Annotated in this window: 21 protein-coding genes; 19 read left to right on the top strand and 2 right to left on the bottom strand. The window is 71.6% G+C overall.

Translation table 11 applies throughout. The features are described 5' to 3' along the window. The first annotated feature begins 28 nt into the window (after window positions 1-28). From ACWDD9_RS28345 to ACWDD9_RS28300, 10 genes are all read left to right on the top strand, one after another. A complete protein-coding gene (locus ACWDD9_RS28345; protein WP_449813086.1) occupies window positions 29-1,978 on the top strand; it encodes a glycoside hydrolase family 15 protein in 1,950 nt (649 codons plus the stop codon). Beyond that, a complete protein-coding gene (locus tag ACWDD9_RS28340) occupies window positions 1,975-4,362 on the top strand; it encodes a Helicase associated domain protein (RefSeq protein ID WP_449813085.1) in 2,388 nt (795 codons plus the stop codon). The genes ACWDD9_RS28345 and ACWDD9_RS28340 overlap by 4 nt, the downstream gene beginning before the upstream one ends. Before the next feature lie 207 nt (window positions 4,363-4,569). Next, window positions 4,570-4,839: a hypothetical protein gene (locus ACWDD9_RS28335; RefSeq protein ID WP_449813084.1), complete on the top strand. Its 270-nt coding sequence runs from the start codon at window positions 4,570-4,572 to the stop codon at window positions 4,837-4,839. Between the two features lie 349 nt (window positions 4,840-5,188). After that, complete coding sequence (locus ACWDD9_RS28330; RefSeq protein ID WP_449813083.1) at window positions 5,189-5,773, top strand: AAA family ATPase; 585 nt, start codon at window positions 5,189-5,191, stop codon at window positions 5,771-5,773. Between the two features lie 52 nt (window positions 5,774-5,825). After that, window positions 5,826-6,305, top strand: coding sequence for an N-acetyltransferase family protein (locus tag ACWDD9_RS28325; RefSeq protein WP_449813082.1), 480 nt, complete (start codon window positions 5,826-5,828; stop codon window positions 6,303-6,305). 44 nt (window positions 6,306-6,349) lie between these two features. Beyond that, complete coding sequence (locus tag ACWDD9_RS28320; RefSeq protein ID WP_449813081.1) at window positions 6,350-6,838, top strand: NUDIX domain-containing protein; 489 nt, start codon at window positions 6,350-6,352, stop codon at window positions 6,836-6,838. A gap of 119 nt (window positions 6,839-6,957) precedes the next feature. After that, on the top strand, window positions 6,958-8,949 hold the full coding sequence (locus ACWDD9_RS28315; protein WP_449813080.1) for an ABC transporter ATP-binding protein: 1,992 nt from the start codon (window positions 6,958-6,960) through the stop codon (window positions 8,947-8,949). Between the two features lie 56 nt (window positions 8,950-9,005). After that, window positions 9,006-9,929, top strand: coding sequence for a PP2C family serine/threonine-protein phosphatase (locus ACWDD9_RS28310; RefSeq protein ID WP_449813079.1), 924 nt, complete (start codon window positions 9,006-9,008; stop codon window positions 9,927-9,929). 94 nt (window positions 9,930-10,023) lie between these two features. Further along, window positions 10,024-10,782 (top strand): hypothetical protein, encoded by a 759-nt coding sequence (locus ACWDD9_RS28305; protein WP_449813078.1) that lies wholly within the window; start codon window positions 10,024-10,026, stop codon window positions 10,780-10,782. A gap of 78 nt (window positions 10,783-10,860) precedes the next feature. Further along, on the top strand, window positions 10,861-11,796 hold the full coding sequence (locus tag ACWDD9_RS28300; RefSeq protein WP_449813077.1) for an endonuclease/exonuclease/phosphatase family protein: 936 nt from the start codon (window positions 10,861-10,863) through the stop codon (window positions 11,794-11,796). A gap of 205 nt (window positions 11,797-12,001) precedes the next feature. Here the strand turns inward: ACWDD9_RS28300 and ACWDD9_RS28295 are convergent, their stop codons facing one another. Continuing rightward, a complete protein-coding gene (locus ACWDD9_RS28295) occupies window positions 12,002-12,493 on the bottom strand; it encodes a hypothetical protein (protein ID WP_449813076.1) in 492 nt (163 codons plus the stop codon). Window positions 12,494-12,773: 280 nt separating this feature from the next. Between ACWDD9_RS28295 and ACWDD9_RS28290 the strand changes: the two genes are divergently transcribed. Both ACWDD9_RS28290 and ACWDD9_RS28285 read left to right on the top strand, forming a co-directional pair. Next, complete coding sequence (locus ACWDD9_RS28290; protein ID WP_449813075.1) at window positions 12,774-13,598, top strand: hypothetical protein; 825 nt, start codon at window positions 12,774-12,776, stop codon at window positions 13,596-13,598. Window positions 13,599-13,658: 60 nt separating this feature from the next. After that, the gene (locus ACWDD9_RS28285) at window positions 13,659-14,423 is read left to right on the top strand and encodes a hypothetical protein (protein ID WP_449813074.1); all 765 of its coding nucleotides are present in this window, start codon (window positions 13,659-13,661) and stop codon (window positions 14,421-14,423) included. Here the strand turns inward: ACWDD9_RS28285 and ACWDD9_RS28280 are convergent. Continuing rightward, a complete protein-coding gene (locus ACWDD9_RS28280; RefSeq protein ID WP_449813073.1) occupies window positions 14,417-15,538 on the bottom strand; it encodes a hypothetical protein in 1,122 nt (373 codons plus the stop codon). The two genes, ACWDD9_RS28285 and ACWDD9_RS28280, sit on opposite strands and share 7 nt — an antisense overlap. Before the next feature lie 156 nt (window positions 15,539-15,694). On the opposite strand from ACWDD9_RS28280, the gene ACWDD9_RS28275 reads away from it, so the two are divergent. The 7 genes from ACWDD9_RS28275 (at window position 15,695) to cas3 (ending at window position 23,744) form a co-directional block, all read left to right on the top strand. Continuing rightward, window positions 15,695-16,453, top strand: a complete 759-nt coding sequence (locus tag ACWDD9_RS28275; RefSeq protein ID WP_449813072.1) for a phytanoyl-CoA dioxygenase family protein — start codon at window positions 15,695-15,697, stop codon at window positions 16,451-16,453. Window positions 16,454-16,945: 492 nt separating this feature from the next. After that, complete coding sequence (locus ACWDD9_RS28270; RefSeq protein WP_449813071.1) at window positions 16,946-17,554, top strand: helix-turn-helix transcriptional regulator; 609 nt, start codon at window positions 16,946-16,948, stop codon at window positions 17,552-17,554. 126 nt (window positions 17,555-17,680) lie between these two features. Continuing rightward, window positions 17,681-17,980, top strand: a complete 300-nt coding sequence (locus tag ACWDD9_RS28265; protein WP_449813070.1) for a helix-turn-helix domain-containing protein — start codon at window positions 17,681-17,683, stop codon at window positions 17,978-17,980. After that, window positions 17,980-19,224, top strand: a complete 1,245-nt coding sequence (locus ACWDD9_RS28260) for a tyrosine-type recombinase/integrase (RefSeq protein WP_449813069.1) — start codon at window positions 17,980-17,982, stop codon at window positions 19,222-19,224. Before ACWDD9_RS28265 ends, ACWDD9_RS28260 begins: the two co-directional genes overlap by 1 nt. 460 nt (window positions 19,225-19,684) lie before the next feature. Then, window positions 19,685-20,755, top strand: a complete 1,071-nt coding sequence (locus ACWDD9_RS28255; protein WP_449813068.1) for a hypothetical protein — start codon at window positions 19,685-19,687, stop codon at window positions 20,753-20,755. A 233-nt stretch (window positions 20,756-20,988) separates the two neighbouring features. Continuing rightward, window positions 20,989-21,849, top strand: a complete 861-nt coding sequence (locus ACWDD9_RS28250; RefSeq protein WP_449813067.1) for a CRISPR-associated endonuclease Cas3'' — start codon at window positions 20,989-20,991, stop codon at window positions 21,847-21,849. Next, window positions 21,846-23,744: a CRISPR-associated helicase Cas3' gene (gene cas3 / locus ACWDD9_RS28245; RefSeq protein WP_449813066.1), complete on the top strand. Its 1,899-nt coding sequence runs from the start codon at window positions 21,846-21,848 to the stop codon at window positions 23,742-23,744. Before ACWDD9_RS28250 ends, cas3 begins: the two co-directional genes overlap by 4 nt. Window positions 23,745-23,747: the final 3 nt, after the last annotated feature.

Raw genomic sequence — 23,747 nt, 5'->3', positions numbered from 1 at the left:
CTCACCAACCCACCCCGTCAGGAACACCATGTCCACCGCCGCCCTGCCCCGCCGTTCCCGGTTCCTCATCGAGGACCACGGCCTGATCGGCAGCACCGCCACCGGCGCCCTCGTCCGCCTCGACGGCACCGTCACCTGGGCGTGCCTGCCCCGGTTCGACTCCCCGGCCGTCTTCGCCGCCCTGCTCGGCACCGAGGAGCACGGCTTCTGGCGCCTCGCCCCCGGCGGCGAGCCCGCGGCGGCCGACCGGCGCCGCTACCGCGACGACACCATGTCCCTGGAACACGAATGGGACACCCCCACCGGAAGCGTCAGGGTCACCGACCTCATGCCCCTGGGCACCAGGACGCCCCGGATCATCCGCAGCGTCGAGGGCCTGAGCGGCACCGTGACGATGACCTCGAAGTTCCGGGCCCGCCCCGGCTACGGCGCCCACGCCCCCCTGTACACCCGCACCTCGCGAGGCGCCACCGCGCGCCTGTGCGCCACCGTCCACCCCGACTCCTACTGGCTCGACGGCTCCCACCACGTCCTCACCCGCGCCGGTGCGCGCTGCGACTTCACCATCACCGCCGGCGAGCGCATCGCCTTCACCCTCACCTGGTCCCCCTCCTCCCACCCGGCTCCCGACCTGCGCAGCCCCCGCTCGGCGCGCACCCTCACCGAGGTGTCCTGGCACGAGTGGGCGTCCCGCTGCGCCTACCAGGGCCCCTACCGGGAAGCGGTCGTACGCTCGGCCCTCGTCCTCAAGTCCCTGTGCCACCCGGGCGGCGGGATCGTCGCCGCCCCCACCACCTCCCTGCCCGAACAGATCGGCGGCGAACGCAACTGGGACTACCGGTACGTGTGGCTGCGCGACTCCGCCCTGACCATCACCACCCTCGCCCGCCTCGGCCACACCGAGGAAGCCGAAGCCTGGCGCGACTGGCTCCTCGCCGTCCTGGGCCCCGACGCCTCCACCTTCCAGATCCTGCACGGCCTCCACGGCGAACACCGCCTGACCGAGAACGAGTTGGACCACCTGCCCGGCTACGAGAACTCCCGGCCCGTACGCATCGGCAACGGCGCCGCCGACCAGCTCCAGCTCGACGTCCCCGGCGACGTCGCCGACGCACTCCTCACCGCCGAAGACGCCGGCCTTCCTCCCTCCCGCGACGCCGACGCGATGCTGCGCGCCCTCGCCCGCTGGACCGAAGACCGATGGGCCGAGCCGGACGAGGGCATCTGGGAGGTCCGCGGCCCCCGCCGGCACTTCGTCCACTCCAAGGTGATGGCCTGGGCCGCGATCGACCGCACCATCACCCTGCTGCGCCGACGCGCCTCCACCACCGCCGACGAACTCGCCCACTGGCAGCAGCTGCGCGACCGCATCCACGCCGACGTCTGCGAACGCGGCTACGACCCCGAACGCAACACCTTCACCCAGTACTACGGCAGCCGGGAGCTCGACGCCTCGCTGCTGCTGATCCCCCAGGTCGGCTTCCTGCCCCCGGACGACAAGCGCGTCATCGGCACCATCGAGGCCATCCAGCGCGAACTGTCCACCGAGGACGGCCTCGTACTGCGCTACCCCACCCACGACGAGTCCGGCAACAACGTCGACGGCCTCTCCGGCCACGAGGGCGCCTTCCTCGCCTGCTCGTTCTGGCTCGCCGACGACCTCGCCATGATCGGCCGCCTCCAGGAGGCCCGCGAACTGTTCGACCGGCTGCTCGCACTGCGCAACGACCTGGGCCTGCTCGCCGAGGAATGGGACCCCGGGCTCAAGCGCCAGGTCGGCAACTTCCCCCAGGCCTTCAGCCACCTCGCCCTGGTCGACACCGCCCTGCGGCTCACCGCCTGCGGCGCCGCATACTTCTCCGCCCAGCCGGACGGCCCGGCCGCGCTCACGATCCCGGACCAGCGGGCCACCGCCGGACCGGGCGTCGTACCCGCGCACCGTGTTGCCGTCGCCGACGGCATCGGAGACGCGCAGTGACTGGCCGCCACTTGTTCGCTCACCAAGTCGACGCGGTGGCAGCCGTACGCGGGGTGCTGTCGGGCGGTGCCCGGCGGGTCACCGCGGTGCTTGCGTGTGGCGGGGGCAAGACACGCATCGGCGCCGAGGTCGCCCACCAGGTGGCGAGCGCCGGCGGCGGTCGCAAGGCCGTGGTGGTTCCGACCCTGGAGCTGGTCACCCAGACCGTTGCCGAGTGGTCCCGGCACCTGGGCCCGCACGGACTCGGTCAGGTGATCGCCGTCTGCTCCGACAAGGAGGTACTCGCCTCCACCACCCTCCTGCCCGGGGACTGGACGGTGACCAGCTCCCCTGCCGACCTCGCCCGGTACACCTCCGTCCCCGGGCCGGTGACCATCGTCTGCACCTACCAGAGCCTGGGGGTGGTGAGCGCCGCCCAACTGGTCCACGACATGCCGGAGGTGGACATCGGTGTGATCGACGAAGCGCACCGTACGGCCGGTGCGGGAGGCAAGGCGTGGGCCGTCGTCCACGACCAGCACGCACTGCGCTTCACCCACCGGCTCTACCTGACCGCCACGCCCAAGATCGTCACCGGCGGGGACGACGTCGTGAGCATGTCGGACGAACGGGTATTCGGTCCGGTCGCGTACACGCTCAGTTTCGCGGACGCGATCCGCCTGGACATCCTGGCGCCCTACCGAGTCGTGGTCCCGGTCGTCGGCGACGACTCGATCGCCCAGCACCTGGAGGCCGAGGGCTCGGTGGTGCACCTGGGCGACGCGACCGTGCAGGCGCAGCAGGCCGCCCTGCAGCTCGCGGTCCTTCGCGCCGCCCGCGAGTTCCACATCAAACGGCTGATCACCTTCCACTCCCGGGTGGCAGCTGCCCGGTCCTTCGCCAACACCCTTGCCCGGGTGGGCGAGCTCCTGGGGCCGCACGAACGTCCCGCCGGGCTGTGGGCGCGGCATGTCGACGGCGCGCAGGACCCGGCGGTGCGCCGGCGCGTTCTGCAGGAGCTCGGGCGGGACGGTGATCTCCTGCGGGTGGTCGCCAACGCTCGGGTCCTGGGGGAGGGTGTGGACGTTCCGGCTGTGGACGCCGTGGCCATCCTTCACCCGATGGGGCCGATCGCGGCCGTGCAGGCGCTCGGCCGGGCCGGACGGCGGGGGGACCGCCGGATCGCCAAGGTCGCCACGTACATGATCCCGGCGTTGCTGAAGCCTGGCGAGGATCCGCACGAGGCACTGGCCGCCTCGAGCTTCGCCGGAGTCTGGCAGACGCTGCAGGCGCTCGCCGCGCTCGACGGCACCGTGGCCGACTCGATGGAGAGCGCCCGTCGCCGGCTGGGCCGAAGCGGCGGCCGGGACGCCGGGGAGGCCGTCCCCAGGGCCCTGATGCCGTGGCTGCACGTCACGGGGCTCCCGGCGCCGAAGCTGCCGGACTTCGCGCGGGCGATCACCCTGCAAGCGGTCCGGATGACCACCACGAGCTGGGAGGAGTACATCGGCGCGGCCGAGGCCTACCGCGCCGAGCACAAGGACCTCCTCGTCCAACTGGACCACCGCACCGACTCCGGTCTGCGCTTGGGACAGTGGATCGGGCACCAGCGCACCTTCTACGCGGCGGGCCAGCTCAGCCGCGACCGGATCGCGCAACTCGACGCGCTCGGGATGATCTGGAACGTCCCCGCCCATGAGCTGGAGGTCCTCCTCGCCCAGCTCCGGGCGCACCGGGAGAAGCACGGGCACCTGCGCATCGCCCGGGACTGCGTGCAGACCGGACCGCACGGACAGCCGTTCAAACTCGGCGAGATCGCCAAGACCCTGCGTGGCGCCTACGCCAAGGGAGCCGTGCCCGAGGCCAAGGTCAAGGCCCTCACCGCGGAGGGCTTCGTGTGGGATCCGGCCGCCGCCGAGTGGAAGCAGTTCCTCGCCGACCTCACCGCCTTCAAGCTGGCCAACAAGCACCTGGACGTACCGCAGAGGCACCAGGTGGACGGACGCAAGGTCGGGGGCAAGGTCTCCGAGTGCCGGAACCGCCCCGAGCGGCTGACGGCCGCGGAGGTGGCCGAGCTCGACCGCCTCGGCTTCATCTGGGACGCGCTCGAGTACCGCTGGAAGCAGATCATCAAGGCTCTTCGCCGCCTCAAGAGGGAGCACGGGGGGCTGCAGTTCCCCCGCGGTCTCTACATTGAGGACCCGGGATTTCGGCCCCAGGCGTGGCTGTACCAGCGCGGCAAGGAAGCGGCAGCCGGACAGCTCACCCCCAAGCGCCTGCAGGACCTGATCGACCTCGGCCTCGAGATCCCCGTCCAACGGCCGGCGCGCAGTCCAGAGCCTGTCGCAACCGGCCCCGGGCCCCGGCCGGCTAGTGCGGGGCCCAGCAGCAGCCCTCCTGTTTGACTCCCAGCCGCAGAGCCGCCCATGGCACGCACCGCCACCTGGCCCCGCTCGCGCCCGCCCGCTCGTCCACCACCCGGCCCTCGCCGCAACCGACTTGGAGAGCCCCGATGACCACCGCCCTCGCCGTCGCCTCACTGCCCGAGCCCGAGGCACGCGTGCTGCGGCTCGGTGCCCTGATTCCCGCCGCTGAACGCGGCCAGGGCGCGGGTGTTCCTGGGAGAAGCCCAGTCCCTCGCCGGCCGGCACGACCTCGCGAACTGGACGATCAGCGTCGCCGTGCAGGAATTCGCGCACCTCGGCAACCGCCACTGGTCGGCCCACGCCATCGAGTACCTCGGACAGGTCGCCGAACGCGCCGGGCAGACCGAAGCCGCCGCCAACTGGTACGCCGCCAGCCAGGACCAGTACCGGAACCTGGGGGCCACCCGCGACGTGGAACGTCTGAACGGCCGGCTCCTCGCCCTGCTGCACCAGTGACCAGCGCTCACCGACGCCACACCCCGCCGGGCCCGGGCACCGGTTGTCGCACTCCCCTGGCACAGTGTCCAAGACGGTCGACAACATCCCCATCAGTCATGTGAGTTGGGGTCGTTCACCGGATCGTGTGTCATCCGACGCGACACGCCGACACGGCCCCGCCCAGCCGCCTACGGTGGAACACCTGCCGACGCACTCACATACGACAAGCGATCACATGCCCGATCGCGGCTTCGCCGCGCCCTGCTTCGGCCGGGCGGCCCGCCACGTCCGATCTCCGCCGCTTCGAGAGGAGAAATCCGATGGTTCACAGGCTGGTTGCGGGAGTCCACCTGGTCGGATGGCCGGCATGAGCGCCCCGAGCCGCCCGGTACCTGCGGTCGGCCGCGTGATGGTGGGAAACGAGGAGACCCGCCTCGTTGTCGTGCGGGGGAACTCGGCCAGCGGCAAGTCGTCGGTGGCCTCCGGGATCCGGCAGCGGTTCGGTCGCGGCCTGGCCCTGGTCGCGCAGGACAACCTTCGCCGGATCGTACTGCGCGAGCGCGACCGGCCCGGCGGCGCGAACATCGGCCTGATCGACACCGTGGCACGCTACGCGCTCGATGCCGGCTACCACGTCGTCATCGAGGGCATCCTGTACGCCGATCACTACGGCGACATGCTCACCGGCCTGGTGGGCGACCACCGCGGTGTCTCCCGCTGCTACTACCTCGACGTCCCGTTCGGCGAGACCCTCGCGCGGCATGCCTCGAAGGCCGACGCCGAGTACCTCGCGCAGGTCACCGAGCGGGAGCTGCGGGACTGGTACCGCGAGCACGACCTCCTGCCCGGCGGCTTCGAGACCGTCATCGGCAGCGACAGCCGCCTCCACGACACGGTCGACCGCATGATGCGCGAGACCGGTCTCACCGGTCTGCCCGCGCTGGACGACTGAGGTCGCCGCGTTCGCGCCGCCGGCCTCCCACCCCCTGACAAGGAGCGCCCGAGTGCCCGCACCCGATCCGCGTGCCCGCGCCGCCACACCGCGCGACGCCGACGAGCTGCTGCGGCTGCGCGTCGCGGTCCTGACCGGCGAACCAGTCACCGACCAGTGGCGGGCGACGTTCCGCGACGACGTGCGCCGACGCCTGGGCACCGACCCGGACCTGTTCGCCTACGTCGCCGACGCACCCGGCGGCGGCCTCGCCGCCTGCGCCATCGGCATCGTCTACCGCGGCTACTGCGGCCCCACCTACCCGACCGGCCGGTGGGCCAGGATCCACACGGTGGTCACCGACCCCGCCCACCGCCGCCAGGGCCTGGCCCGCGCAGTCACCGGCTCCCTGGTCACCGCGATCACTCAGCACGGCTGCTCCATCGAACTGCGCGCCACCGAAGCCGGCGCCCCGCTCTACCGAAGCCTCGGGTTCAAGCCCGTCGACGGCTTCATGGCCTTGCTGCCCACCTCCCCGGGCCGGGCCGGGTAGTCCCGGCTCAGCCCGCCCTTTCCCTCGACGACTACGGAGTCCCGATGCACGAGACGAGCAGGCTGTCGGTCGGCGTCATCGCCCACGATCTGACCTCCGGCCGGATCGCCACCGTCCACTACGCCCGGCGCAGTTGGTCCCCGGGGCCCGCCTGGACGGTCCCCGGTGGGAAGGTCGATCCCGGGGAGGAGATCCCCGACGCCGCCGCCCGGGAACTGCGCGAGGAGTCCGGCCTCATCGCCCGCCCGTGCGATCTGCGCCTGGTCCACACGATCCAGGCCAAGGAGGGCTGGGACGGGCTCGGCGGGTTCCTGCTGTTCGTCTTCGCCACCAGCCAGTTCACGGGCGAGCTGGTCAACGTCGAACCGGACAAGCACCTGGAGGTGCGCTGGCACCCCACCACCACCGTCCTACCCAGCCCGATGTTCCCGACCTCCAAGGCGGCGGTGGAGGCGTACCTGGCCGGCGGGCCCGCGTTCTCCACCCACGGGTTCGACCCCGCCCCCGGACAGCGGCGCCTCACCGGGACATGACCGGCACCGGCCGGCACGGAAACCTTCGCCCGCCGACCACCCGCACCCACCGATCCCCAGCGCTTCCCGGCCCGCCGGCACCGAGCAGCGCGTCCCACCGCCTCGACGAAAGGGAGTATGTGACCAACGCACCCACGACCTCCACGGACCTCCCGGACAGCGAGCAGCTGCTGTTCGGCGGGCCGATGCGCTACGACTACGGCTGGGCCAAGCACGAGCTGGCCAGCGGCAAGATCACGTTCTGGGCGGTGGCGCGGCAGATGCCGCACTTCCTGCGCCTGGCCGGGCGGATGGCGTGGCACGCCGACCGCGCCGCCCTGGTGACCCTGGTCGGCGCCGAGGTACTGCGCGGCCTCGCCGCGGCCGTGGCGCTGCTCGCCACCAACCACGCACTGGCCGCGCTGCTCGCCCCCGGCGACGTTCCCGCCGTGCTGCGCGCGGCGCTGCCAGCGATCGTGACCGTCGGGGTGATCGCGGGCCTGTCCTCCGGGCTGTCCGCCGCCTCCGGGTGGGCCGGCGACCGGCTCAAGCCCGCGGTCTTCCGCCAGGCCACCCACGACTTCCTGGGCATCGTCAGCCGCTCCGAGCTGGAGGCCATCGAGGACCCGGCCTTCCTCGCCGAAGTGGACAGCGCCCGCTGGGGCGCCACATCCCTGCAGGGCATCATCGGCCAGGCCACCTCCGTCCTCGCCGCCGTCTTCGGCCTCGTCTCCGCCGCCGGGGTCCTGTCCGTCCTCCACCCCGCCCTGCTGCCCATGCTGCTGCTGATCGCCGCCCCGCAGGGCTGGGGCACCGTGCGCACCGCCCGCCGCCACTACGCCTCCACCCGGGCCTGGCTCCAGCACAACCGCGCCAGCACCCTGCTCGCGGACATGCTGATCCGCCCGTACTCCGCGGCCGAGCTGCGAGTGCACGCCGCCGGACCGTTCATCCTCCACCACTACGAGCAGATGGCCCGCGCCGCCGAGAAGGAACAGGCCCGCCTCGCCGGGGCGAAGGCGCGTACCGACCTGCTCTCCGCGGCCCTGGCCGGCACCGCCACCGTCGGCGCGTTCGCCCTCCTGGGCTCGCTCGTCATGAACGGTACGATCCCGCTCGCTGCCGCCGGAACCGCCGTGGTGGCCATCCGCACCGGCTCGGCGAGCATCGGCGGCCTCGTCTCCCAGATCAACGGCCTGTACGAGGAGTCGCTCTTCGTCCGCGACCTCGACCGGCTGCGCCGCGAGGGGCACCGCCGCGCGATCCCCACCGGCGGCACCCCGCTGCCCGAACGCCCCGAGACGATCACCGTCGAGGACGTCTCCTACACCTACGACGGCCGCGACACCCCCGCCCTCGACAAGGTCACCCTCACCGTCCCCCGGGGCAAGGTCATCGCCCTGGTCGGCGCGAACGGCTCCGGCAAGTCGACCCTGGCCAACATCCTGTGCGGCGTCTACCAGCCGCACCAGGGCCGTGTCCGGTGGGACGGCGTCGACACCGCGACGGCCGACCGCGACCAGCTCTTCAGCAGCGTCGCCCTGCTCGCCCAGACTTTCCAGCGCTGGAGCTTCACCCTGCGCGCCAACCTGCTCCTGGGCCGTCCAGAAGTCGCCTGCAGCCAGCAGCAGTTGGAGGCCGCCGCCGAGTACGCCGGCCTCAACCCAGTCATCGAGGAACTGCCCCGCGGCTTGGACACCCTCATCGCCAAGGGGCTCGAAGGCGGGGTGGGGATGTCCGGCGGCCAGTGGCAGAAGGCAGCCCTCGGCCGAACCTACCTGCGCCTGACCACGCCCGACGCCCACGGCCGGCTTCCCTCCCTCGTGGTCGTCGACGAACCGACCTCCGCCATGGACCCCGAAACCGAAGTCGAGACGTTCGAACAGATCCGCCAGCTCACCGACCTCGGCGTCACCGTCGTCCTCATCACCCACCGCCTCGGCGCCACCGCCAAGGCCGACCACATCTTCGTCCTCGACCACGGCCGCCTCGTCGAACAGGGCACCCACACCGAACTGATGGCCCAGGAACCCGCCACCCGCTACCGCGAGTCCTACCTCCTCCAGGCCGCCCAGTACGACGTCGGCGAGCGCCTACCCCGCCAGACGAACCACGCCCCCACCACTGCCTGACCACGCACCGCAGGACCAGGACCGTCCAACCCGTCCCAACCAGAACGGAGTTCACCGTGCAGACCGATCCGTCCAGCACCCCGCGCACAGCCCTGGTGAGCGGCTCCACCGTCCGGATCAGCGAACTCGCCGGCCACGGCCGCCCCAGCGAGGACCGGGTGTTCACCACGGCCGACGCCCTGATCGTCCTGGACGGCGTCTCCACCGTCACCGACGAACAGCCCCGCGGCGCCTGGTACGCCGACACCCTCGGCGCATCCATCGCCGAACTCCTGTCCCGGGAGCCGGGCATGGACCTGCGCCAGGTGCTCGCCGAGGCCATCCGGACGATAGCCCGCGACCAGGGCCTCGTCGCGGGTTCCTCACCGGCGTCCACCGCGGCGGTCGTGCGGCGAAGGGCGGATCGGATCGAGGCGGCTGTCCTGGGAGACAGCCCCGTCGTCGCCATCGGCCGCGACGGCACGGTGCACGCGGTGCGCGACGACCGCCTCGCCCGGCTGGTCGACGCCCGGCCCGAGGCACGGGAGTACCGCGATCTCCTGCGCGCCGGGCACGGCTTCGGCGACCGGCACCGCGTGATCCTCCAGGAGCTGCGCGACTTCCAGGGCAAGGTGGCCAACCGCCCGGACGGGTACTGGATCGCCGAGGCCGTGCCCGAGGCGGGCCTCCACGCGGTCACCGCCTCGTGGCCGGCCGACGACCTGGCCGAGGTCGTGATCGCCACCGACGGCATCACCGCCGGCGTCGAGGAGTACGGGCTGTACTCGTGGCAGGAACTCGCCCGCGCGTGCCGGCAGGACGGGCCGCAGGCGGTCGCCGACGCCATCGCGCGCGCCGAGCGCGAAGACCCCGACGGGCAGCTCTGGCCCCGCTACAAGCTCTCGGACGACAAGGCCCTCGCCTTCTGGCCGCTGCGGGAGCCCGACGGTCCGGGCCTGACGGAGACGGCGGGTCCGAACGACGACGAGGCCGACCAGTGAGGCGGTTCATGGCACCGGGGCGCCGCTGGGGCCGCGAAGGCGGCAGCGTGGCGGCGATCCTCCCGGCCGACCGGCTGCTCCGCACGGAGGCCCGGTGACCGCGCCCACTGCGCAGGGGCTGCCGCCGGTCGGCTGGCAGCACGACGCCCTACCGCTGCTTCGAGCGTGGGCCGCCGCCGAGCCGCGCATTCGCGACCTGCGGGTGCACGGCTCGGCGGCCGAGGGCGCCAAGGGGCTGGACCGCTGGTCCGACCTCGACCTCGTCGTGACCAGCAACAGCGACCCGCAGGCGCTCGCCGACGACTTCGCCGGCCTGGCCGGCGGCTCACTCGGCCCGATCTACACCAGCAGCCACAACGACGATGAGCACAGCGTCGGGATCCGCCTGGTCCTGCGCGACCTACGCCGCATCGATCTGACCGTCCGCTCGGCCACCGTACGGGAGCCGGCCCCGGCGGTGCCGCCGCGCGAAACACGGGAAGTACTAGCCGAGTTGGTGAACGCCTACCGGTTCGATGCCGTCCTGGCGGCGGTCAAGACCGCCCGCGGCGACGTGCTGATCGGCTCCCACCTGGCCCTCCAGCTACCCCGGCACCTCCTGGTCGCGGCGATGATCCTGCGCGACCGCGACACCGGCACCAACCACCACCGCCACGGCCACACCGCCTGGGACTCCTGGGCCCACCGGCTCGCCGCCGCACCCCAGCCCTACAGCCCACCGGCCATCACCGCCGCCATCCGCTTCCACACCCACGTCCTGCACCACCTGCTGGCCGAACAGGCACCGGAAACGGTCGGCAACGAGCAGCCGCTGCTGGCCCTGCTCGACGCCGTGGACAGCGCCGCCGCCTGACCCCGCCGGCCCCGACCCGCGAACATCCGGCCAGGCCGCTACCCGAACGCGCCCGGCCGACAACGAAGGACCAAACACATGCTGCGCTTCGCGACGTACAACCTCTTCAACCTCGGATCGGTGAAGAGCCGCCAAGAACAGGACCGCTACGACCTGCTCGTCCAGGTGATCCGCGACCTGGACCCCGACGTCCTCGCCGTTCAGGAGATCATCGGCCGGACACCCGAAGCCGCCGCAACCGTGCTGCGCCGGCTCGCGGACGACACCGGCCTGGACTGCCGGGTGGTCCGGCCCCGCGACGACAGCGCCCCCACTCTCGCCCTGGCATCCAGCACCCACGACTTCCACACGGCGGTGCTGTGGCGGCCGGGCACCGAACCCGTGCGGGGCGGCTGGCGCGGGTACGACGGCGGGGTGGACTTCTGGCACTCGATGGCCACCGTCGTGCTGGACGTCGGCGGCCCGGAGCCGGTCAAGTTCGCCTCCTACCACGGCGACCCGTTCCGAGGAGACTTCCGGTTCAACGAGGCCCGGCGCGTCCACTCGGCGTTCCGCAGCGGCGTCCTGGGCGCGATCGGGTCGGACTCCAACTCGATCTCCGCAGACCGCCGCCCGGACGGCGCCTACTACGACCACGACCCGTACACCGAGCAGGACCACGAGTGGCTGGAGTACCAGGTGCTGTGGCGGGAGAACCCCGCCGACCCTCCGGTCGCCGACCGCCGCGCCGGCGAAGTACTGCGGCGCGGCGGCCTGCTGGACGCCGCCACCGTCCTGGACGCGCCGTGGCAGCCCTCGGCCGGCCACTGGAGCGACGAGAACGGCGACCCGGACATCTGGGGGGAGCGCCGAATCGACCACGCACGCGTCACCCGACGCCTCGCTCCGGCTCTCCGCACACACCGGATCGTGCGCACCGAGCAGTCGCTCGCCGCCTCCGACCACTGCCCCGTGGTCGCGGAACTTGACCTTCGCGCTCTGACGCAGGCCTCCCCCTTCGAGGGCCGGCAGTGATCATCCCGGACGCCCACGCGGGACGCCGTGCCCGCCGCCGATGAAGTGCGCTACGGCCTGCGGGCGGCAGCCGGCGTTCTGGTTCAATAGACGCAATACGGCCGGTCGCCGCGAGGCGACCGTCTTCCGCCTGGTCATCACCGGAGCACCGGCGAGCGCGTCACCCGCCCCCAGGTCCGGAGCGCGGCCGACCGGGGTCGGCCGCTTACGGCAAGGGCTGCTCCAGGGGCCAGCCGTCGCGCAGCAGCGGGAAGGCGGTCTCGGGATCCTCCAGGACGCCTCCGCCGTCGAGACAGGGGCGAAGTGCGGAGTCGGTGAACAGGACGCCGAAGTAGGCGCTGCCTCCGGCGCCGGACCAGGACCAGGTCGGGTCCACGGCCACTCCCTCGGCGGTCGTGCACCACCCGTGCGCGAACGGGGTTCCGGCGCGCACGGAGACCGCCCAGCCCTCCGTATAAACCAGGGACGGGTACGCCAGTTCGGTACGCCGCGCGTTGGCATAGCAGTGCCGTTCCGGCATGGGGCCGACTCCGGACGGCAGCGCCGCCGGAGTGCACCACTGGCCGTGGGCGAGAAGGAAGTCGTACACCGACCGGTACGTCCAGTCGACGGTGCCCCAGCGGTCGAAGGACCGCTCCAGTTCGGCCTGCTGCCGTATGAAGCCGATCAGCATCCGTTCGGCCGGGGTGAGCGTCATGACGGGCAGGCTAGCGCTCACCTTGCCCTCGGGGCCCGCCGCCGGCGCGGACCGAGCCGAGACTCCCAGCTGCCGTCCTGCGGTGCCGCGCGGTGTCCCGCCTCCCGAACGACGCGGTGACGGTGTCGCGCCCGCCGGTCACGTGCACGCGGGCCACACTGCTGAACCCCGAACACGCCCTCGGCGCCCTGGCCGTCGTGCCGGCAGCCAGGCGACGCCGGTCGCCCGACCACGGGCGAAGTCCGTGACGGCCGTGCCCTGACCGCCCTAGGCTGGGCAGGTGACCTGGACGTTCCCCACGAGCCGCATCAGCCACGACGGCGCCGGCACCGTAATGTTGGAGACCTGCCACCGCGTCAGCGACTACACCACCGTCGCCAGGAGACGCGGCCAGGTGTTCTGGACCACCAGCAGCCCACTGCCCGACGGCGCAACCGAGCTGGTCATCCACTGCCCCGTGTGCATGGCGGACCGTGGCCTGACCGCCTCCGGTGCCTGGGGCGACCCGGCCCAGCTGACCTGCCTGTGCGGGCACTCCTGGACACCCCTGCTGCCCGGCCTGCCGCCCGAGCAGCTCCTGCGGAAGCTGATCCGCCTGGCAGTCGGAGAACCGTTCGACGGGATCCGCTACCGGCTGATCAAGGTCGGTGCGGCCGACGCCAACCCGACCCCGCTCCACGATGCCGTCGGCCCCGTCGTCGTCGAGGCCGGGCGTGATCTCAACCGCGGGAAGTGGGTCTTCAGCGACTACGAGGGCCGTGTCGCCTCCGACCTGCTGACGCGGGCCGGCCTGCGGGTGTACTGGAGCCCTGAGGACCTGGCCGCCCTGTCCCAGCGGAGGCGCACGGAGGAGGAGCAGCTCGCCAGGATCGTCGACAACTACCGGGCGCTGGCAAAGCGCAGCAGGTGGACACGAAAGCGCCTGGGACGCTTCCTGAGGCAGGCCGTGGAAGTGATGCGGCCGATCGATGTGCTGACCATGGACGACCTGGAGCCCGGTTCTACACAGCTTGGTGTGTCGCCGGTGCTCGAAGACGCCCGCGAGGCGCTGGCGGCGGTCCACGGGGTCCTCGGCGCGGGCGCCACCGGCGATGTCGACTACTGACCGCCCAGTCCCCGGCTGGGACGGGCCCGCCACCGAAGCCGTACGGCTAGGGTGGCGACGGTGACGTGGAGAATCCAGACCAGGCGCCTCGGACACGACGGCGCCGGCAACCTGCACGTGGTCATTCGCCACCACCCGCCGCACGGTACACCCTTCGAACTTCCGCGACTGTCCCCGCAGGCAGCCGAGCACCACCCGGCCGTTCAGTGCCCGACCTGCCGCCGCGACCGCGATCTCACCATGACCGGGCACTGGGGCGAGCCCGCGCTGCTGACCTGCCCGTGCGGGCGCTCCTGGACGCCGTACCTGCCGCCGCTGTCCCCGCAGGCGCTGCTGCGCGAAGTCGTACGGCAAGCTCTGGATGCCGGTGAACTCACCTACTGGGAAGCCCGCTCCGATCCCGACGCCCTCGCGACAACCCCGCGCCAGGACTCCGTCCGCGTCCCTCTCACCACGGCCTCGCGGTCCCTCAACCGCCGGACGTGGGTCTTCGACGACTACGAGATCGCCGTCGCTACCGACCTACTCGCCAGACTCCGCCTCGATGACACGGAGTCGGAAGCGGCGAGCAGCGCCGACCGGCTTCGCGCGCTCCACCGCTACCTCGACGCCCTCGCCGAGTACGCCGCCATGGCCAACGGCCCCCTCGGCGAACTGCTGGACGCCTGCGGCACCGCCCTGCGCCCGGCTCGCGGGCTGACGGCCGACAACCTCGAACCCGGCCCCGTCCCGGGCAACCCGCCGGTGCTGCTGGACGCCGAACTCGCCCTCGGCACCCTGGTCACGGTGCTTCGCGTCGGATCCACGGGCGAAGTCGACTACTGACCGTCCGCTTCCCCGGGCCCGAGGTCCCAGGACTTGCGGCGCCACGACGGGGCCTGCCAGTCGATCAGCCTGGCGGAGACGATCCGAGCGGTGCTGCCCGTGCCGTCCGGCGCGACCACCTGTACGGCACCGGCGTGCGGCAGCACCGCATCCGGCCTGTAACGCCCACGCGCCCGGCCGGGAGCGGGCTCGGTAAGGTCGAACCGGCGCAGCGCCGCCCACACTGTCCACTCCCGCAGGGCAATCCCCGCCCAGACGGCCTGGCCCTCCTCCGTATCCAGATCGACCAACAGCGGCGACCAGGACCGGTCCGGCCGGCGGAATCCGCGCTCCAGCAGCACCACGCACCGGCGCGGCGAGACGATGCCGACGACGTCCTCGATCAGCAGGTCATGGAGAAGCCGCCCGAGGACAAGCTCTACCGCATCGCCCTCCAGCCCCGGCAGGGACGCCAGGAGCAGACCGTAGGCCGTACCTTCGTGGAGAAGGTCGCAGGCCCCAGGGCCGGTCGCATACACACCGATGTTGAGGACGTTGTCGTCACGACTGTATGGCGGATCGTTGTGATCGCGGTACAGCGACAGGCTGACGCGCGGGGGTGCGGAGGGCCCCCGGTCGTCCACCACGGACCTGGCCCACGCTCCGGCACTGTCACCGAGCACGGCGCTCCCCGCCAGCGCCGCCCCCAGTCCACGGTCGGGGCGTTCCCGCAGCATCTCCGCCAGCGCATGCCGGCGCGCACCGACCGCCGACGATCCGGAGGTCACGGCCTCACGGTGGCAGGCCAGCACGCGCCCCACCTGCCGGGCCGCCTCGGTCTCGTCTCCGACGGACACCGACACCTCCTCCAGCGACGCCGTCACCAATGGCGCGCCGAACCCGAGCGGCGTTCGCGGGAGACGATGCAAGGCCTCCGCGAGCAGCCGCACGGCCTCCTCACGCCCCTGGACGCCACCGATCCGCGGCTCCGCCCAGGCCGTCAGGCACTCCGCCCACTCCCGACACTGGCCGAACCCGTCATCGGCGGCCAGCTGCCCGAACAACGCGTCCGGTTGCACGTCGGTCCTGTTCCTCTCCAGCCGGTCCGGCCTCATAATGCTCAGCCCGAACTGCACGCCCGGAGCACCGTTCCCTCGGACGGGACGTCCGGCGCCCGTTCACGCAGGCTACCGCGCGGCCGGCTCCGCTGCTGCGGCCCGATTCCCGTGATCGCCGATCGTGGGTCCGGAATTGCGTTGCGCCGACTACCCCTCCCTCGCTTCCATGATGCAATGGAGAAACCAACTCCCTCCACCTTCAGCGCATTTCGCCGCAACGGCTACTGCGTTCTGCCCGGCGCCCTGACCGCCGCGCTGGTCCGGCGTTGGCGCTCACTGCTCCGCAGGCACGTCGCCCTCTCCCCGCCCGCACCTGACCACACCGGCCCCTACTTCCTGTGGCCGCCGCTGGGCCAGGACGCCGAGCTGCGCGACCTCTACGAGATCAGCGGGATCGCCGACGCCGTCCAGCCGTTCCTTCGTGCCGGGCTCGGCCTCCCTGCGCCGGAAGTCGCGCAACTGGCCCTCACCCTGCCGCCGCACCCCCACCACCCTGGCGCCCCGCACATCGACGGCCTCACCCCCACCGAGGACGACGGCCGCCCTGGGACGTTCACCCTTCTCGCCGGCCTGCTGCTCACCGACCAGCAGCAACCCGACCGCGGCAACCTGTGGGTCTGGCCCGGCAGCCACCTTCGCACCGCCGCCTGGCTCCGCGAGCACGGGGCCGACGCGCTACGCGACAGCGCCCCGTACCCGCCCGTGGAGCTGCCAGCCCCACTTCAGGTGATCGGCCCGGCCGGAAGCCTGGTCCTCGCGCACTACCTGCTCGCTCACAACATCGGTGGCCACTTCGGCACGGCCGACGACGAGCGCCGCGAGACCGTGTACTTCCGCCTGCTCGCCGACGGCCACCGCCAGCGTTGGCGCGAGGCGGTCAGCAACCCCCTCCTGGAGTTCACCATGAAGGGTCCCGAACCCGGCAGTCGGTGATATGCCGCCCGTGCTCGCCCCGCAGAAGCAGGGCAAGACCGAGCGACTGAACCTGGCGATCCAAGCGGACCCTCATCCCCCAGCCGCCCTGCTTCACCGGCAAGCCGACATCCGACTCCGCAGCCAGGCCCACTTCACCCTCGCCGAGCCGCGCGACTGCCGCCATCCGTTCGAAGGATTCTCGGCCGAATACCTTTACGCAGCGGCCGAGCGCCCTCTGCTGCCAGCAACAACGACGCCAAGCTCCAACGCGAGCAGCGCGCTGGGCACGCGGTACGAGCGGCCGTCGCGCAGAAGCGGCACGGGATAGTCGCCCTGCCGCGCGAGCTGGTACCCGTGGCTGCGGCCGAGGCCGAGAGCGCGGCGACATAGAACGCTCCCGTTGAACAAAAACATGTTCCCTTTCGGAGAACAGCCTGCCATATGATCTGATCTGGATCGATATCCATGGGGTACTGTTCTCATATGGATCAGAAAGTATGGTCGGCCGCCGTGGACGCGGCCATCGCTCGCGAGATCAAACGCCGGCGCACAGAGCTGGGGCTGTCCGCTGAAGCCCTGGGGGCCCGATGTGCCGACCTCGGCTATCCGCTGACCCGGCAGGTGATCGCCAAGCTGGAGCAAGGTGCCCGGAACGGGCCGACTCCGGCAGAACTCCTCATCCTGGCGCGCGCGTTGGAGATGCCTGCTGTCAGCCTGATCCTGCCGCTCGGCCAGGGGGCGACCGCCCGGCCGACGCCTCTTTCGGAGTCCACTCCGTGGGAAGCGGTCGCCTGGTTCACCGGCGAAGACCGTGCGACCCTCCCGGGGGTTCCGGAGGCCGGTTCACCCCAGGCCATCCTTGACGCCTTCCGTCGCCATGACCGGCTCGTCCGCACAGCGCTGCTGTCCACCAGGATGGCCGCCGAACGCCGCCGGGACGCCCAGCTCGCGCCGCCGGACGAGTACGAGCAGACCGACACCGCTGCCGCCCAGCTGGAGCAGGTCGCCCAGACGGACCGCAGCGATCTCCTCGCTGCCCGCCGGGCGCTGCGCGATCAGGGCCTCTTCCCGCCCCCGCTGCCCGCCGACCTCGCCCACATCGATCGTGGGGAAGCCTGACCAACAAACCATTCGCCGGGCCGACCCCGGCCATCACGGTCTCCGAGACGGCATCCGCCTGCCAGCTTCCGCCCGCCCCGGAGACCCGACCTCCCCAGCCTTCGACCGGAGTAGGCCGACACCATCATGCCGCACGCCTCACCCCTGCCCGACCGCGCTACCAAAAAGTCCGTCCGCACCTCGCGCACGCCCGCCACCGCGCCCATATGCATCTGCGCGGACGCAGGCTCACCCAGCCTCCTCTACACCCCCGCGGAAGCCGCGAAGATCCTCAAGATCAGTCCCCAGACGCTGCGCCGCTGGCGCACCCAGCAGCCGTCGCAGGGTCCCGCCTACGTGCGCATCGGCGCCCGGATCTCCTATCGGCACCAGGACCTGGCCGACTACCTGACCAACCGCCGCGTCGTGCCGGGGGTGGCAGCGTGATGAACGCGCCCGAGCGGATCGACGCACCGGTCGGCGTGAAGCTCTACACCGACATCGAGCACCGGCCGGACCGCCGGGCGCCCTTCCGCGCACGCGTGCGCTGGACCGACCCGACCGACCCGACCAGGCGCCCCTCGCGTTCCAGCGGGTTCTCCACCGGGCCCGAGGCCCAGGAGTGGCTCGACCGCATCATCAAGGCGAATAGCCGCGGCGTCAGCGTCGCGCTGGCGACCACCGAACTCGGCGACTACGGCGATTCCGTCATGGACCTCGCCATGCGCGGCCTCGAACTCAAGACCCACGACCCCTACCTGGCCGGCTGGCGCCTACGCGTGAAGCCCACCGTCGGCCACCTGCAGATCGCCAGCATCTCGGCCGGCATCGCCGACCGGGCCCTCAACTCCTGGATCGCCGACGGCGCCGGCATCTCCACCCTCAAGAACACCATCGCGGTGTGGGTCCGGGTCATGGAGCAGGCGATCCGCGACGGCATCATCGAGATCAACCCCGCCCGCCTCCACGGCTGGCAGAAGCTGATCAAAAAGGCCGAGGACGAGGAGTTCGAACCGCGCGGCCTGGCCCTGCGCGACTGGGACATACTCGACCGCCTCGCCGAGGCTCTCGTCGAGGCATCCTTCGGCAAGTACGAGGGCTGGGGCGACATCGTCCGCTTCGCCGGCGGCACCGGTGCCCGCATCGGCGAGGTCTCCGGCGTCCGCGCGGGCGACATCGACACGGACAAGTGGATCTGGAGGGTCTGCCGGCAGACCACGCCGGGCCCCGGCGGCCTCCTCGACAAGGGCACCAAGGGCAAACGCGCCCGCCTCGCCCCCATCATCCCCGAGCTTCGCCCGAACATCGCGTGGCGCATATCCCGCGTCGGAAACCGGCCCGATGCCCGCCTGTTCACCGGCCCGCGCGGCGGCCGGGTCACCACCGCGATCCTGCGCGACGCCACCCACTGGGACGACGTCGTCCTCCGCCTCGGCCTTGAGTACCTGCGCCGACACGACCTGCGCCACACCGCCCTGACGTGGTTCGCCGACGCAGGCGTCCCGCCCCACGTCCTCATGCGCATCGCCGGTCACGGCCAGCTCACCACCACCCAGCGCTACCTCCACCCCGACCTGCGCTCCATCGAGCGCGCCGGAACCCAGCTCACCACGTACATCAACGCCACCCGCGGCCTGCCCGGCCCCAAGGTCGAGGTCGAACAGATCCGCCAGCTCGCCCTGGCCTCCTGACCTACCCTCACTGCCGCGCTCCGGACCTCGCCGACCCAGGCAGAAGGGATTCCCGGAGACGGTGTGTGGTGCCGCCGAGCGCATCGGCGGCACCACACGCCATCCACGGCCGAGTACCGTCCTCCCGTGGACCACCACGTAGAGCGTCCGGCCTCCTGACCGGAGAGTTCATGTCCTCCTCCCCCGCCAAGTCCGCAATCCAAGACTTCGTCTGCGAGCACCAGGAACACCAGAGCCGCCTGCTCGTCGTCTCTTCCCTGCCGGGCACCCCTCCGGCCGCTCAGCACGTCCTGTCCTTCAACGAGGCGGGGCAGGCCGAACACGCAGCCGAGCTCCTACGCACCGCCGTCCACGGCACCGAGCCGACAACCGATTCCCAGCTCGCCACAGCGACTGCCGCACTGTCCGACGCCGAGGCCGAGGCCCTGCACCTCGCCTTCCAGCAGGCCACGCAGGGCTGGTGGCCAAGCGGCCCCCACACGCTCACGAGCAGCTCGCCGCAGCCCCTCCCGGAGGAACCCGAGGGGAAGCTCTCGCCGGCGACCGTCGACTCGCCGACCTGCCCGGCCGCGTCGTTCGGGTCATTCACCTCAAGGAGTTCCACATCACCGACCCGGACGCCGTCCTGTCCGAAGCCGAGAACGACGGCTGGGAGCCCCTGCCCGACGACGAGTTGCCCGACGACGATCCCCGCGACCTCACCGGCGCGCTGATGCACCTCGCCACCAGCACCACCTTCATCCCCGGGACGGACGAGCTGGCCGACAACGCCATCGGCAGCATGCTCGACCCGGCCGCCGGCGACGAGGTCGCCGACTGGACAACCACCCCCGTAACCGCCGACTTCGGCACCGGCTACCGTGCGGGAACTCCCGCTCCCCGCCCCGAACTGGCCCCTACCGCGGAGAAACTGCCCGACTACGCTGATCTCTTCCCGCTTACCTCTGCTGGCGACGACGAGGAGAACCACTGGCAGCTCACCCCTCGCACTGCGGCAGTTCTCCACTCGGCGCTGTCGGTCCTCGCCGACCAGGCGTACGACGATGCCGACGAACTCGGCGACGACGCCGTCCAGACTGACGAGGACGGAACCTGGGGAGTCTTCGGTCGGCTTCCCCGCCTGACCTGGAAGCAGGACTACCAGTGGCGGCGTGCGTTCGCGCGTTCCTGCGACGACCTCGCCACCGATCTCGAAGCCGGCCAGTGGCCCGAACCCGCCTGCCCCGCCGAGGAGATGGCACTCCACCTCGCCCTCGCTGATGCCCCCTTCACTCGGGAACTCATCGAAGATCTCCCCAAGCACCAGGCGCTGCCCAGCCACGACGATGACTACGACTGGGATGCCTGCGTCGACCTCCTCTTCCAGGACACCGACATCCTGATGCTCTTCAGCGCGCACCTGGACGGGATCGAAGACCCCGACGACACGGCCAACCAGGCCATGGGCATCGGCGACATGTGCCCCGCCGCCTGGTTCACGCCGTTCGACAACGTCCAAGCCCGCGACCCGAAGCGCGGTTTCCGCCGCTGACCTGGCGGTTGATCCAGGTTGTCTTCCCTGGGACGACAAAGGTCGACCGACGTCCGCCCCGCGGCGGGGAGAACCGCGTGGAAGTCGGCCCGGCATGCGCGATACCTCAGCCTCTGGCGTGTGCCGTCGACTCCGACGGCACACGCCGCGCGGAAGACGCCGGGTCCGCACGGCGGGCTCGCCCGCTCCAAGGACACGCGCCGGACGCCGACACAGGCTCCTATCATCGAAATATGAGCATAGATACGGAACTCACTTCAAAGTGGGTGATAGACGGCGTACTGTGGTCAAAAGAGGACGGACTACCGGATGGCCTGACCTATCCGGTCTTCGCTCACCTGCTGGACACCGCCGCCGTCTGTCTGGCCCTGTGGGACCTGCACATGTCCGAGGGCCAACAGCGGACGTTCACCGCCGGACTGGGCCTGGATCCCGACTCCGGGACCGACCGAGAGCGAGCCAGATCACTCCTCGCCTGCTGGGCAGGCTGGCACGACATCGGGAAGATCGGCGCCTACTTCCAGGCCAAGGTACATGCGGCATTTGCCCAACTGAAAGGCTACCCGCCCCTGCGTTCGGGTACGCGAGGCCTGTCCCACGGCGAGGCCACCCAGCTCTACCTGGCCGTGCAACTCCCCTCGTACCGCTACGACGGCACCGGCGACGGTCTGCCCGTGACCTCGCCCACGCACCGACTCGCCCAGCTGCTGGGCGGTCACCACGGACGGATCTTTCCGCAGCCGCATCGCAACCTCCTACGCCACCCGGTCCTCGCCTCAAGGCTGTTGGGAGGAGGACGGTGGGAGGAGCAGCGACTTGCCCACCTGGTCGCGGTCGCGGAGACCATGGGTGCTCCGGATCCGCCGCCGGTGCTTTCGGTGGAGGCTGCGGTGCTGGCTGGGGAGGCTGTGGTGCTCGCGGACTGGCTGGCCTCTCAACGCTCCTTCGTCGTCGATCAGTTGGAGCACCTGTCCGAGGCGGGCGATCCGTCGCGGTTGGTCCGGCACTGGGAGCGGGCTGTGGTGGCCGGTCCGCGATTGGTGGAGGACGCAGGCCTTGGTCTGCCGGTGTGGAAGGAGACTCCGGTGTCATGAGGTTCGCCGACTGGTTCCGGTTCGAGCCGAACGCGTTGCAGAAGTCGCTGTTGGATCTGCTGCGCGGGTGCGCGGTGCCGGGCAAGGCAGGACTGCTGGTGCTGATGTGGCCGACCGGGAGCGGGAAGACCGAGGGCGGTCTCTGGTCGGCGCGGTGGATGGGCGGGCCCCGTATGGGGGTTCACCTGGCCCTACCGTCGGTGGCCACCACCGACTCGGCGTTCTGGCGGGTCTGGCGGTGGGCACGGCGGGCGCTGGCCGCGTCGTCTCCGGTGACACTGGCGCACAGCCGGGCCGGCCGAGGCCCGCAGGGCCCGGTGCTCAGCCACGACGACAGCGATGGGCTGATGCTGGCGCCCGCCCCGGAGTTCCTCCAGGGCCGCGGCCGGCCGGCGCTGGCGGGGGTGACGGTCTCCACCATCGACCAGGTGCTCCTGGCGGTGCTGCGGGTCCGGCACAACGTCCTGAGGATGGGCGGCCTGACCCGCAAAGTACTCGTGGTGGACGAGTGCCACGCCTACGACCCCTACATGCAGAGCCTGCTGCGCACCGTGCTGGCCTGGTGGGGTGCGCTCGGTGTGCCGGTCGTGCTGATGTCCGCCACGCTGCCGCGTTCGCTGGCCCGCTCGCTGGCCGCGGCCTACCTGTCAGGGTCTGCCCCGGGTCTGCGGTTGCCGGAGTTCCGTCCCGCCTACCCGGGGTGGTTCCACGTCGACGGCGCTACGGGTCACCCGACGGTGGAGGCGGTGGACGCCGGCCGGGCGAGGATCCTGGCCGTGCGGTTGGTCGGCCTGCCGGGATCGCACCGGGCGACGCGCCGGGATGCGGTTCCGGCGTGCGACAGGGCCCGGGCCCAGGTCGTGGCGAAGCTGTTCGACCTGGGCCGGCAGCGGCTGTGCGTGCTGGCGGTCTGCAACACGGTGGCCTCTGCTCAGAACACCGTACTGGCGCTGAAGGCGCTCCTCTCCCCGGACGTCGAGGTCTTCCTCGTCCACGCGCACTACCGCGAACTGGACCGCGCCGACCTCACCACGGCGGTGGAGCGGGCCTTCGGCAAGGACCGAACCCACCGCCCCCGGCGCGCCGTGCTCGTGACGACCCAGGTCTGCGAGCAGTCACTGGACCTGAATCTGAGTCATGTGGTCACCGATCTGGCGCCGCTTCCGACGATCATCCAGCGGGCCGGCCGAGGCCGGCGCCACACCAAACGGTCCCGCGTCCGGGTGCCGGTCACCGTGCTGGTGCCGCTGACCGCCGAGGGCCTGCCCGACGACGGCCGCTGGGAGGCGATCTACAGCACCGCCGTGGTGCGGGCCAGCCGCGAACTGATGGAAGGCCACGGGACGATCGCGGAACCCGAGGACATTCAGTCCCTGCTGGAAGCGCTCGAAGACCGCCTGGGCAGCGACAGCCCGGACGTGGACGTGCGCTCCCATCTGGAGGGCGAGCAGGCGATGGCGGACGCGGCCCGCCCGGTGGTCATCCCGCATCCGCGGGAGCTGGTCGACCTGTTCGACCTCACGGACCTGTCCGGTACGGACGAGGAGGCCGCCACCCGTTACCGGCTCGACAGCATCCAGATCCTCCCGCTGTGGCGCCGGCCCGACGGGCACCTCTCCCTGGAGCCCGACACCGACCTCCCGCTCCCCTCACGGCTGCCGCACGATCTGGAGCCGATCCGCGAGCGCCTGGTCTCCACCCGGCACGCCACCTGGCAGAAGCACCTCGGCATCGACGCCCAGCCCCCGTTCGGCTGGGCGGGCGACAAGCGCCTTGGGCCACTCGTCCTGCTCGTGCACCCCGCCCCGGGGAAGCCCGTGCACGCCGCCGGGTGGACCGTGTTCTACGACCGCTACCTGGGCCTGGTGGCCCGACCTCCGACACCGAAGGAGTGAGCG

Source organism: Kitasatospora sp. NPDC001119 (assembly GCF_053598475.1).
Note: the sequence above shows the minus strand (reverse complement) of the source record. Positions and strands in the feature narration are given on the sequence as shown.